This window comes from Sandarakinorhabdus oryzae (assembly GCF_009733735.1).
Classification (GTDB): domain Bacteria; phylum Pseudomonadota; class Alphaproteobacteria; order Sphingomonadales; family Sphingomonadaceae; genus Sandarakinorhabdus; species Sandarakinorhabdus oryzae.
Genome location: NZ_WNJP01000095.1, coordinates 1 through 10,840, shown reverse-complemented (window position 1 = coordinate 10,840; position 10,840 = coordinate 1). Strand labels below are relative to the sequence as shown.

General features: G+C 65.9%; 13 protein-coding genes. 10 read left to right on the top strand and 3 right to left on the bottom strand.

What is annotated here, in order from left to right; all coding sequences use genetic code 11:
• Positions 1–161 precede the first annotated feature (161 nt).
• On the top strand, positions 162–647 hold the full coding sequence (locus tag GJ693_RS10275; RefSeq protein ID WP_156256214.1) for a CinA family protein: 486 nt from the start codon (positions 162–164) through the stop codon (positions 645–647).
• A 141-nt stretch (positions 648–788) separates the two neighbouring features.
• Entirely contained in the window at positions 789–1,310 is a 522-nt protein-coding gene (locus tag GJ693_RS10270) for a hypothetical protein (RefSeq protein ID WP_156256213.1), read from the top strand.
• 138 nt (positions 1,311–1,448) lie between these two features.
• On the opposite strand, the gene GJ693_RS10265 is transcribed toward GJ693_RS10270, so the two are convergent.
• Entirely contained in the window at positions 1,449–2,879 is a 1,431-nt protein-coding gene (locus GJ693_RS10265; protein WP_156256212.1) for an amidase, read from the bottom strand.
• A 268-nt stretch (positions 2,880–3,147) separates the two neighbouring features.
• Between GJ693_RS10265 and GJ693_RS10260 the strand changes: the two genes are divergently transcribed.
• Complete coding sequence (locus tag GJ693_RS10260) at positions 3,148–3,588, top strand: hypothetical protein (protein WP_156256211.1); 441 nt, start codon at positions 3,148–3,150, stop codon at positions 3,586–3,588.
• Positions 3,589–3,699: 111 nt separating this feature from the next.
• On the opposite strand, the gene GJ693_RS10255 is transcribed toward GJ693_RS10260, so the two are convergent.
• A complete protein-coding gene (locus GJ693_RS10255; protein WP_156256210.1) occupies positions 3,700–4,125 on the bottom strand; it encodes a VOC family protein in 426 nt (141 codons plus the stop codon).
• 33 nt (positions 4,126–4,158) lie between these two features.
• On the opposite strand from GJ693_RS10255, the gene GJ693_RS10250 reads away from it, so the two are divergent.
• The 4 genes from GJ693_RS10250 to tatC all read left to right on the top strand — a co-directional run bounded on the left by GJ693_RS10250 (position 4,159) and on the right by tatC (position 6,727).
• Positions 4,159–5,169 carry an NADP-dependent oxidoreductase gene (locus tag GJ693_RS10250; protein ID WP_235902808.1) on the top strand — a complete coding sequence of 337 codons (1,011 nt, stop codon included), beginning with the start codon at positions 4,159–4,161 and terminating at the stop codon, positions 5,167–5,169.
• 84 nt (positions 5,170–5,253) lie between these two features.
• Positions 5,254–5,472, top strand: coding sequence for a twin-arginine translocase TatA/TatE family subunit (locus tag GJ693_RS10245; protein WP_156256208.1), 219 nt, complete (start codon positions 5,254–5,256; stop codon positions 5,470–5,472).
• 38 nt (positions 5,473–5,510) lie between these two features.
• Positions 5,511–5,936 (top strand): Sec-independent protein translocase protein TatB, encoded by a 426-nt coding sequence (tatB, locus tag GJ693_RS10240; RefSeq protein WP_156256207.1) that lies wholly within the window; start codon positions 5,511–5,513, stop codon positions 5,934–5,936.
• Entirely contained in the window at positions 5,933–6,727 is a 795-nt protein-coding gene (tatC, locus tag GJ693_RS10235) for a twin-arginine translocase subunit TatC (protein ID WP_156256206.1), read from the top strand. The genes tatB and tatC overlap by 4 nt, the downstream gene beginning before the upstream one ends.
• On the opposite strand, the gene GJ693_RS10230 is transcribed toward tatC, so the two are convergent.
• Positions 6,724–6,849: an entericidin A/B family lipoprotein gene (locus tag GJ693_RS10230; RefSeq protein ID WP_235902807.1), complete on the bottom strand. Its 126-nt coding sequence runs from the start codon at positions 6,847–6,849 to the stop codon at positions 6,724–6,726. The genes tatC and GJ693_RS10230 overlap by 4 nt on opposite strands.
• Before the next feature lie 95 nt (positions 6,850–6,944).
• On the opposite strand from GJ693_RS10230, the gene glnE reads away from it, so the two are divergent.
• The 3 genes from glnE to GJ693_RS10215 form a co-directional block, all read left to right on the top strand.
• Positions 6,945–9,695, top strand: a complete 2,751-nt coding sequence (gene glnE, locus GJ693_RS10225) for a bifunctional [glutamate--ammonia ligase]-adenylyl-L-tyrosine phosphorylase/[glutamate--ammonia-ligase] adenylyltransferase (RefSeq protein WP_156256204.1) — start codon at positions 6,945–6,947, stop codon at positions 9,693–9,695.
• 2 nt (positions 9,696–9,697) lie between these two features.
• A complete protein-coding gene (locus GJ693_RS10220) occupies positions 9,698–10,156 on the top strand; it encodes a peroxiredoxin (protein WP_156256215.1) in 459 nt (152 codons plus the stop codon).
• A 416-nt stretch (positions 10,157–10,572) separates the two neighbouring features.
• A partial coding sequence (locus tag GJ693_RS10215; protein ID WP_408014562.1) for a hypothetical protein occupies positions 10,573–10,840 on the top strand: 268 nt, incomplete at its 3' end.

Below are 10,840 nucleotides of genomic sequence, written 5' to 3'. Positions count from 1 at the left end.
CACCACGCCGCTGGCCCGCGCCAGCGAAGACCTCGTCCACGGCCCGCCCGGCCGCAAGCCACCACCGCCCGCCCGCGGCCGCCACCCCCGTGACGTGCGCATCCTGCCGAAAAGCCGGGATTTCCATTGAACAGCGTTCACCAACCCGCCAAGCTCCCGCCATGACCATGGAGCCCCTCTTCGCCACCGCCGCCCGCATCGGCGCGCAGCTGAAATCTCGCCGCGAAACCATCGCCGTGGCCGAATCCGCCGCCGGCGGCCTGATCTCGGCCGCGCTGCTCAGCGTTCCGGGCGCCTCGGCCTTCTACCTCGGCGGCGCCGTCGTCTACACGCCGCGCGCCCGCCACCGCCTGCTCGGCCTGCGCCGCGAAGACGTGCGCGGCTTCATGTCCGCCACCGAACCCTTCGCGCTGCTGATGGCTGAAACCATCCGCAAACAGCACAGCGTCACTTGGGGCATCGGCGAAACCGGCGCCGCCGGGCCCGACGGCAATCCCTATGGCCACGCCGCAGGGCACGACGTGGTGGCGGTCAGCGGACCCGTGCAGCTGGCCCGCACTATCGCGACCGGATCAAGCGACCGACAGGCCAACATGGTGGCGTTTGCGGCGGCGGCGCTGGCGTTGCTGGAAGAACAGTTGGGATAGGGAAGAAGCCTCCGGCGGGCAGGGTCGCAGACCCTGCACCCGTTTGTTTTCGGGTGCGCTGGATTTGGGGTCCGCACCTACGCGACCCATTGCCGGCATTCGGGCTATCGGTCATGATCATGAGATGGAAAGCCAGCGGCCATGAAATTCGCCTCTTTCGGTCGTCAAACTGACAGAAACCATATCATTAGATATGTTTCCGATCCCGAGGCTCAGATTTTACTCTTGGAAATGACGGATGCTGTTCACGATCTGAATGACGGTGTTGGCGACGTAGATCAATTTATTAGCAGAGTTAGAGATGTTTTACATAGTAGATTCGGAGGAGCGCGAGAAAATGCGCTGATGCTTCTAAGCAGAGTGGCGCGATATCACCCGGAATGCAACGTAATTTGGCGTGAGCTGATGCAAAGTCCGTCGTGGCAAATGCGATTTGCGGTGGCTTGTCGTCTCTACTGGCATGTCCCCGAAGATCTATCCGATCGATTCTTCGCCATATTGCGAAACGACAAGAGCAAACGCGTGCGAGAAATTGCCGTAAGTCGGTACGAGAACCGGGCGGACGAGAACGGTGAAATTGTTATCGGACGCTATGACGCTGCGAAATTCGATGATCGCGTGCGTCGTGGCGAATTGAAAATTATAGGGGAAGCGGAGTTCTGAATCTCATTGTGGCCCAACTGGGACCCCTTAATCATCTAAAGGCCCTGTTCAACCAACAAGTGCCGCCCGAAAGCGAACGGGTGCAGGGTCTGCGACCCTGCCCGCCGGAGGTTCGCCTTCTTGCCCTTCTAAAAAACCTCAATTCCACACCGGTGGATGGCGGTGTGCCCAAGGCTGCGCTGCTTCCAGTTGCGCGGCCAGCCGCAGCAGCAGGGATTCGTCGCCGAAGCGGCCGATGAATTGGGTGCCGATCGGCAGATTGTCGGCGTTCCAGAACAGCGGGAGGGTGATGGCGGGTTGGCCGGTCATGTTGGCCATGGTGGTGAAGGGCAGGAATTCGAGCAATTGCCCGATGGTGACCTCCAGATTGGCGGATTCGGTGTCCACTGTGCCGATCGGCAGCGGCGGCGCGCCCATGGTGGGGGTGAGCATCACGTCATAAGTCTGGTGCAGCGCGGCGGCGGCGCGGCCGAACTGGTGGATGGCGTTCAGCGAGGCCTGATACTGGGCAGCGCTGAAGCTCTTGCCCATTTCGTACACCGCCAGCGTATAGCCTTCGAGCTGGTTGGGCGACGGCACGGCGCCGGTGGCGGCCGCGATGCTGTCGATGAAGATCACCTGGCTGGTGGCATAGAGCACGGTGAACGGCTGCGACGCGGCGGCCCACCAGGCCGGCGGGTCGATGAGATCGACATGATGGCCCAGCGACCGGCACAGCGCGGCGGTGTGATCGACGGCGGCCAGGCAATCGGCGTGCGGCGCCGATCCATCCGGCCGCGCCCGCACCAGCGCGATGCGCAAGGCCTTTGGCGCATTGGCCAGTTCGGCGAGGTACGAAGCCGGTGGCGGCGGCGCGCAATAGGGGTCGCCGGGTTCGCTGCCGGCGGTGGCGTCCAGCATGGCGGCCGAATCGCGCACGCTGCGCGACACGACATGCTCCACCTCCAGGCTGCCCCAGCCTTCGCCCAGCGTTGGCCCCACCGAGGTGCGGGCGCGCGTGGGCTTCAGGCCAACCAGCCCGCAGCACGACGCCGGCCCGCGGATCGAGCCGCCGCCATCATTGGCGTGCGCCACCGGCACGATACCGGCCGCCACCGCTGCCGCCGATCCGCCCGACGAACCGCCCGGCGTGCGCGACACATCCCACGGGTTGCGCGCCGGGCCATAGAGCCGCGATTCGGTGACCGGCATCAGCGTCAATTCCGGCACATTGGTCTTGCCCAGCGGCACCAGCCCGGCCGCCAGGAAACGGTTGGTGAGGTTGGCGTTCTGTTCATATGGAGTCGCCGGCACAAACGCCGATCCATGCCGCGTCGGCGCCCCCACGATATCCCCCAGCGCATCCTTCAACAGGAAGGGCACCCCGGCAAACCGACCCGGCGGCAACGGCCCCTTCGCCATCGCCCGTGCCCGATCGAACATCGTCCACACCACGGCGTTAAGCCTGGGATTGTGCCGCTCGATCCGGGCAATGGCGGCATCAACCAACTCGATCGGCTGCACCTGCTTCGTCGCCACCAACTCGGCTAGGCCCAGGCCATCAAGGCGGGAATAATCGTCAATGCTCATGGCGCTTCAGGCTCCGGTGCGAGGGATAGTCAGGACGCAACGACGACAGGACGATGCTGCGACCGCCCGCATGTGGACGCAAGCGCATTTGCGCTGAAAGAAGGCAGAAAAGGGGGCCTCCGGCGGGCAGGGTCGCAGACCCTGCACCCGTTTGTTTTCGAGTGTGATGGCTAGGGGTGGGTCTACTTGCGCGTTAGTGTCGGTCAGTTCAGCACAATACCCCCGCTCCCAATTGCGGACATTGACCGAGAATGCGAAACACAAGGGAATGAGCAAACTCACCCTTCGCTACCGGTATGACTCCAGTTTCTTCGATCCCAAACAAACGCGGGACGACTTCGGTTGGCTTGACGTCGCGGTGCAGACAGATCGCTTTTCAGGCGAAGGCGGCTTTTGGGTTCAATGGCAGGACGTCAAGGAATTCGGCGAGGCGCTGAATGTTTTCCCAATTGTGGCGGATAGCCCGATAACTGCCCAGTGGGGATTTGAAATGCTGCAGGGAGAGGATCTCAGGCTGCGGATAGAGATCGCGCCGGCCAACAGCCGCGGTGATCTAAGTGTGCGGTTTGAGGTGGCCGACTATGATGAGCCGCACAACCGCTTATGCGGTTGTTTTTTGACCAACTATCATGATGTTGACGCTTTCCGAGCAGGAATAGCGCGTCTTATGGACCAAGAAGCCGACGAGGCCACTCTTAACGGACGATGACGTCTGCTTCGAACAAGGTTGCGCCGGAAGCGGTCGCAGGGCGCCGCCCGAAAACAAACGGGTGCAGGGTCTGCGACCCTGCCCGCCGGAGGCAGCTCTGCTCTTTTCCTTTCAATCTGCCAGCGTCACGCTCCCATCCGGCCCCGGCACCATGAACGGATTATACGCCACCTCCCAGGGATGCCCGTCGGGATCGCAGAAATAGCCGGAGTAGCCGCCCCAGAAGGCGTCGTGGGCGGGTTTTTGCAGGGTGGCGCCATTGGCGACGGCGCGGGCGAGGAGTTCGTCGACTTCGGCCTTGCTGCGGACATTGTGGGCGAGGGTGAAACCGCCGAAGCCGGGGCCCCGATCTTGCATCCCGCAATCTTCGGCGAGCTTGTCAAACGGGTAGATTGCGAAGGCCAGGCCGCCGCACTGGAACAGGGCGATGGCGTCGAATTTGCGGGCCTTGCGTGGCCAGCCCATGGCTTCCCAGAAGGCAACGGCGCGGGGGAGATCGTCGGTTCCGAGGGTGACGATGCTGATGCGTTGGTCCATGATGGGCTCCAGATGACAAGGGATCAGACTGGCATGACTGCTGGCAATATGGAACGCATCGTCTTGGCGCGGCATATCGTGGGGGCACCGACGCCGGAGGATTTCCGGCTGGAGGTGCTGCCGATTCCGGAGCTGGCCGAGGGACAGCTGCTGATCGCCAACCGTTTCATCAGCTGTGATCCCGGCACAAGATCACGTCTTTCGCCGGGCGCCTCCTATGCGCCGCCGTTGCAGCCGGGGCAGATGGTCGACGGCTTTGCGGTGGGGGAGGTGGTGGAGAGCCGCCACCCGAAGTTCGCGGCCGGTGAGCTGGTGATGGGCACCGGCTGGGCGACGCACATGGTGTCGAACGGGCGCGGCTATCTGGCCAAGGTGCCTGATCTGGGCGTGCCACTGAGCCTGTGGAACGGCATATTGGGCGTGCCGGGGATGACGGCGTGGTTTGGTTTGAAGCGCGTCGCCAATCTGCAGGCCGGCGAGCGCGTGCTGGTGACGAGTGCGGCCGGGCCGGTGGGGGCGACGGCGGGGCAATTGGCGAAGATCTGGGGCGCGTCCAATGTGACGGGCATTGCGGGCGGCGCGGAGAAGTGCCGCTGGCTGGTGGAGGAATGCGGGTTCGATGCGGCGCTGGATTACAAGGCGGCCGATTTCGACGCGCAGTTCGCAGCGGCCAGTGCCGAGGGCTGGGATGTGCTGTTCGACAATGTGGGCAACGCCAGCATCGATCGCACCCTGCCGGTGATGCGCATGAAGGGGCGGATCGTGATTTCGGGCCAGGTGGCGGATTACAACCTGACGCCGCAGGAGGCACCCGGCATCCACAACACCCGCGAATTCATCGGCAAAAGGCTGCACATGGAAGGCATGGTGGTGTTTGATGACATGGCCGGCTTCCCCGCCGCCCAGGCCGAACTGGCCGGGATGATCCGTGCCGGCCAGGTGAAGTATCGCGAGGAGATTTTCGACGGGTTGGCCAGGCTCCCCGAGGCGTTCAGCGGGCTGTTCAGCGGCCAGAGCTTCGGGCGGCGGTTGATCCGGGTCTGACTGCGCGTCTGGAGACTCTGGCAATGGTCTTGCCATGGGCGTAAGAGGAGTGGGTCCTCGGTTCAACTGCAAGGGTTTTCGCTCATGGGCTCGTTCAGCCTCATCCACTGGCTGGTGGTCATCCTGGTCATCATGCTGCTGTTCGGCCGTGGCCGGATTTCCGATCTGATGGGTGATTTTGCCAAGGGCATCAACAGCTTCAAGAAGGGGCTGAATGATGGCGACACGCCGCCCGCGCCGCCGCAGGTGACCAACGCGCCGCGCACCGAAGCCAAATCCCCGGTGGAAGACGCGCGCGGCTGACACGAGGCGTCGGGCCTTGGCTGGCCCAGGGTCAAGACATGTTTGGCATCGATTCTTCCGAACTGCTGTTCATTGCGCTGGTGGCCCTGCTGGTCATCGGGCCCAAGGATCTGCCGCGCGCCATGCGCTGGGTGGGCCAATGGGTGGGCAAGGGCCGCGCCATGAGCCGCCACCTGCGCACCGGCTTCGACGCCATGATGCGCGAGGCCGAGATGGAGGAAATGCAGAAGATCTGGGCGGCCCAGAACGAGGCCATCATGAAGGCCACCGCGCTGCCGCAGGAGGCGTTGCCCGATCTTTCGGGGCCGGTGTCGACTGACACCGCAGCCGAACCTTGGCCGCCCGCGCCGGCCGAACTGCCGCCGCCGGCTGCCGAAGCGCCGGCGAAGAAGCCGCGCAAGCCGCGTGCCAAGAAGGCGCCGGCGCCCGCCGCTGATCCCGCCCCGCAAGGGGAAGAGGCATGAACCACGAGATGGACCGCGCCGACATCGACGCCAGCAAGGCGCCGCTGCTCGATCATCTCATCGAATTGCGCACGCGCCTGCTGCGCTGCGTGGTCTATTTCGCCATCGCCTTTGCCATTGCCTTCAGCCAGGCCGGCAAGGTGTTCGATTTCCTCGTCCAGCCGCTGGTCAGCGCCTCGGGCACGGGGGCAAAACTCATCTACACCAAGCTCTACGAAGCATTTTTCGTCGAGATCAGGGTGGCCGCCTTTGCCGGCTTCTGCATGGCCTTCCCGTTCATCGCCAACGAGTTGTGGCGTTTCGTGGCGCCGGGCCTCTACAAGCGCGAACAGCGGGCGCTGCTGCCCTTCCTGATTGCCACGCCGGTGCTGTTCACGGCCGGTGCGGCGCTGGCCTATTATGTGGTGATGCCCACGGCGTTCCGCTTCTTCCTGGGCTTTCAGCAATTGGGCGGGGTGGGCGGCATCGATCGCCAGGCGCTGCCGGCGATGGGCGAATATCTCGATCTGGTCACCAGCCTGATCCTGGCCTTCGGTATCGCCTTCCTGCTGCCGGTGCTGCTGATGCTGCTGGAACGCGCTGGCATCATCACCCGCCGCCAGCTGATCGATGGCCGCCGCTATGCGATTGTCGCCGCGGTCATTGTTGCCGCCGTGCTCACCCCGCCCGATCTGTGGAGCCAGATCGCCTTGGCCATCCCGCTGATCCTGCTCTACGAGCTTTCGATCATCGGCATCTGGTTCACCGAACGCCGTCGCGCCAAGGCGGAAGCAGCGGAAATTCCCTCTTAATCCTTGGCGGCGCCAGCCGACTTGTCGATGGCGCTGCCGACGCTCTTGATGTCGCGGCCGGCGCCCTGGATGGTGTTGCAGGCGGCCAGCAGGGCCAGCGTGGCCACCAGGGCCAGGTGCATGCTCGTTTTCATCGTCCCTCTCTCCCATTGATCAGGCCGGCACCGATTGCCGCCGATTGGCTTGCTGGCGGCTGAACGGGCTGGCATCAGGGGGCATGGCGTTCACCCTGCCCGCCGCTGTTCCCCCACCCGACCTGGCGGCGCTTTTGCCGGAAGGCCTGTCCGCCCCGCTCACCACCGCTGCCATCGCCGCCTGGGCCGATGCGCCCTTTCTGAAGGGCCTGATCCGGGGTCGTCAAGCGACCATGGCGACGCTGGCCGCCGCCGGCCCTGATGCCGCGCTGGCCGCCGCCATGGCATTGGCCGGCGAAGGTGCGCAACCGATCATGCCGCGGCTGCGCGCTGCGCGACGCGATGTGGCGCTGGTGGTGGCGCTGGCCGATCTGGCCGGCCTGTGGGGGCTGGAGCAGGTGACGGCGGCGCTGTCTGACTTTGCCGATGCCGCCATCGATGCCGCGATCGCCGCCGCGCTGGCCGAACGGGGCGCCCCCAATCGCGGGCTGGTGGCCTTGGCGCTCGGCAAGCTGGGCAGTCGGGAACTGAACTACAGCAGCGATGCCGATCTCATCTTCCTGCACGATCCCGACCTGATTCCTCTGCGCGGCAGCGAGGATCCGGGTGAGGCCGCAGTGCGCATTGCGCGGCGGGCGGTGGCGATCCTGGGGGACCTGACGCCTGATGGCTATGTCGCGCGCATTGATCTCAGGCTGCGGCCGTCGTCCGAAATCACGCCGATGTCGATCAGCCTGTCGGCCGCCGAGCATTATTACCAGTCCGAAGCGCTGACCTGGGAGCGCGTCGCTTTCATCCGCGCCCGCGCCGTCGGCGGGGACATCGCCATGGGCGCGGACTTCCTCGCCCGCATCCGGCCGTTCGTGTGGCGGCGCAGCCTGGATTACACGGCGGTGCGCGACATCCAGTCGGTCAGTTTGCGCATTCGCGATCATTTCGAGGGCGGGCAGGCCATAGGACCGGGCTTTGACCTGAAGCGCGGGCGCGGCGGCATCCGCGAGGTGGAATTCTTTGCCCAGATCAACCAGCTGATCTGGGGCGGGCGCGATGCGACCCTGCGCTGCCCGGCGACGCTCGACGGACTCCAGGCGCTGGCCGCGGCTGGCCATGTGCTGGCCGGGGAGGCCGATCAGCTGGCCGGCAGTTACCGCGCGCTGCGCACGCTGGAGCATCGGCTGCAAATGCGCCGTGACGAGCAGACCCACGCCATCCCGCGCCTCGCCGCCGATCGCCACGCTGTCGCCCGGCTCTGCGGGCTGAAGGATGGCAACGCACTTGAGGGCTTGCTCAAGTCGATTACCGAACCCGTGGCAGCCGCCTACGACCGGCTGATCCGTGCCGCCACGCCGGATGCAACGCCGGTGCCGGCTGATCCGAAGCCCTGGCTGAAGCAGCATCACCCGGCGCTGGCCAGGGCGCTGCCGCCGCTGATCGCCAGCTGGCGCCAGGGCAAGTATCGCGCGCTGAGGAGCGAATCGGCCCGCGCCGATTTCGAGGCGGTGCTGCCGGGCCTGATCGAACGGCTGGCCGCAGCCGCTGATCCGGCCACGGCGGCGAGCCGGCTCGATGGTCTGCTGGGCGCACTGCCGGCCGGCGCGCAGTTCCTCGCCCTGTTGCGCGCCAATCCGCGGCTGGTCGGCCTGCTCGGCAATCTGGTTGGCGTCACGCCGGTGCTGGCCGAGGCGCTGGCGCGCGATCCGGCGCTGTTCGACGTGATGCTGGCGCCCGATGCCTTCCTGCCGCTGCCCGACGCGGCGGCGCTGACCGCCCAACTCGCCAGCCTATGCGCCGGTGCGGCCGGCCTTGAAGACCGGCTCGACCGGGTGCGGCGCTGGACGGCGGAGCTGCGCTTCCAGCTGGGCGCGCAACTTGTCGAAGGCCATGCCGATGCGCTGACGGTGGGGCGCAGCCTGGCCGATTGCGCCGATGCCGCGATCCGCATCCTGTTGCCGGCGGTGGCCGGGGATTATGCCCGCGCCCACGGCCTGGTGTCCGGCGGCGAACTGGTGGTGCTGGGCCTGGGCCGGCACGGCGGCCGGGCGATGACCCACGCCTCCGATCTCGATCTCGTCTTCTTGTTCACCGGCCATCACGAAACCCTGTCGGACGGGCCAAAGCCATTGCCGGCCAGCCAGTATTTCAACCGGCTGGCGTCGCGGCTGGTCACCGCGCTGTCGGTGCCAACAGCGGCCGGCGCGCTCTATGAGGTCGATACGCGGCTGCGGCCGTGGGGGGCGAAGGGCAATCTCGCGCTGTCGATCGACAGTTTCGCGCGTTACCACGCCGAAGAGGCCGAAAGCTGGGAGCATATGGCGCTCACCCGCGCCCGCGTCGTTGCCGGGCCGGCCGCCCAAGCGCAGGCCGCCATTCACGCTGTGCTGGCGCGGCCGCGCGATGTGCCGGCGCTGCGTGCAGCCGTGCTGCAGATGCGGGCCGAGATGGCTGCCGCCAAGAAACCGCAAGGACGGTTTGACGTGAAACTGGCCAGTGGCGGCCTCGTCGATCTCGAATTCATCGTGCATTTCCGCCAGCTCGCCAGCGGGAAGGGCCTGCATCCGGAACTGCCAGCGGCACTGGCTGAACTGATCGGCGCCGGCCTGCTGCCCGCCGATCTTGCCCATGCCCACGACGTGCTGGCGCGCTGCCTGATCTGGCTGCGGCTGCTGTTTGCCGGCGCCCGCGTGCCCGATGCGCTGCCCGATCCGGTCGCCGCCATTCTGGCCCGCGCCCTGGGTGCGGCAAATTTCGCCGGGCTGGTGGAGCAACTGGGCATCGCCAGGGAACAGGTGCGCGTGGCATGGGGGCTGGCATTCAGCGAAGGAGATGACTCATGAGCATGCCGCAACCCGGAACCGCCGCCCCCGCCTTCACGATGGAAGGCGACACTGGCCCGATCAGCCTGGCCGACTTTGCCGGCAAGAAACTGGTGCTCTATTTCTATCCCAAGGATGACACGCCGGGCTGCACCAACGAAGGCAAGGCGTTTTCCGCGCTCAAGGCTGAATTCGATGCCGCCGATACGGTGGTTGTTGGCGTGTCGCGCGATTCGGTGGCCAGCCACGCCAAGTTCCGCGCCAAGCATGGCCTGACCGTGCTGCTGGGCAGCGACCCCGGCGCCGTGACCGAGGCCTATGGCACGTGGGTGGAAAAATCCATGTACGGCAAGAAGTACATGGGGATCGAACGCGCCACCTTCCTGATCGGCCGCGATGGCAAGGTGGCCGAGCTGTGGGGCAAGGTGAAGGTGCCCGGCCATGCCGAGGCTGTGCTGGCCGCCGCCCGCGCCCTTGCTTGAAATGAGACCCTGTACGCCGCGCAACCGGTGACTTGACCGGCGGCAAACGGATCGATGTCGGGGGGACATCATTCGATCACGATTCGCCGCCGGTACCCTCGCGCACCGGGATCAGCCGGGGCCCATCCAGCCGTACCACTCGGTGCCACACCGCATTTACGGCGGCCGCCAGCCGGCGGTTTCACGCTTTTGGCACGCAAAGGTCACAATTCGTCGCCCGCGTCGAACGGTTGGCCGCTCCGCGTCATTTGCCCCGTTGTTCCCCCACGCAGCGCCTGCTCTTTAACCAATGTCAGCCGGGTTCACCGGCGGCAGAGGGGACTGCAAAGCCTGACGGGTTACACGCTGGAACCACACTCCAGTGAACGCACCTGCCATGCCTCCGGTTCCCGCTTGACGAAGGGTCGCACTGGGTCATGCAATTTCGGATCGGCAAGTCGATGCTGGTAGCACTGGGTCTGATGGGCCTGGTCGCCGCCGCTCCCGCCACCGCCACAGATACCGCCCTTGCCCCGATTTCCACGGTCGCCGCCGCTTCGGCGATGACCCTTGATGACAGCGCGACCAACCCGGCCAGCAGCGTCGCCGAAGCCCGCCGCGCCTTCCTGGCGGCGCTGGCCAACGAACGCACCGATGCCGCCACCCTGTCGCGCCTGCTGCCGCGCGCTGGCCAGCCGGTCGCCG

Excerpts from the sequence above, each read along its gene's own strand:
- GJ693_RS10245 (WP_156256208.1), top strand. The coding sequence starts at position 5,254 with ATGGGCTCGTTCAGCCTCATCCACTGGCTGGTGGTCATCCTGGTCATC.
- GJ693_RS10250 (WP_235902808.1), top strand. The coding sequence starts at position 4,159 with ATGACTGCTGGCAATATGGAACGCATCGTCTTGGCGCGGCATATCGTG.
- GJ693_RS10275 (WP_156256214.1), top strand. The coding sequence starts at position 162 with ATGACCATGGAGCCCCTCTTCGCCACCGCCGCCCGCATCGGCGCGCAG.
- GJ693_RS10270 (WP_156256213.1), top strand. The coding sequence starts at position 789 with ATGAAATTCGCCTCTTTCGGTCGTCAAACTGACAGAAACCATATCATT.
- tatB (WP_156256207.1), top strand. The coding sequence starts at position 5,511 with ATGTTTGGCATCGATTCTTCCGAACTGCTGTTCATTGCGCTGGTGGCC.
- GJ693_RS10265 (WP_156256212.1), bottom strand. The coding sequence starts at position 2,879 with ATGAGCATTGACGATTATTCCCGCCTTGATGGCCTGGGCCTAGCCGAG.
- glnE (WP_156256204.1), top strand. The coding sequence starts at position 6,945 with ATGGCGTTCACCCTGCCCGCCGCTGTTCCCCCACCCGACCTGGCGGCG.
- GJ693_RS10255 (WP_156256210.1), bottom strand. The coding sequence starts at position 4,125 with ATGGACCAACGCATCAGCATCGTCACCCTCGGAACCGACGATCTCCCC.
- GJ693_RS10230 (WP_235902807.1), bottom strand. The coding sequence starts at position 6,849 with ATGCACCTGGCCCTGGTGGCCACGCTGGCCCTGCTGGCCGCCTGCAAC.
- GJ693_RS10260 (WP_156256211.1), top strand. The coding sequence starts at position 3,148 with ATGAGCAAACTCACCCTTCGCTACCGGTATGACTCCAGTTTCTTCGAT.
- GJ693_RS10220 (WP_156256215.1), top strand. The coding sequence starts at position 9,698 with ATGCCGCAACCCGGAACCGCCGCCCCCGCCTTCACGATGGAAGGCGAC.
- tatC (WP_156256206.1), top strand. The coding sequence starts at position 5,933 with ATGAACCACGAGATGGACCGCGCCGACATCGACGCCAGCAAGGCGCCG.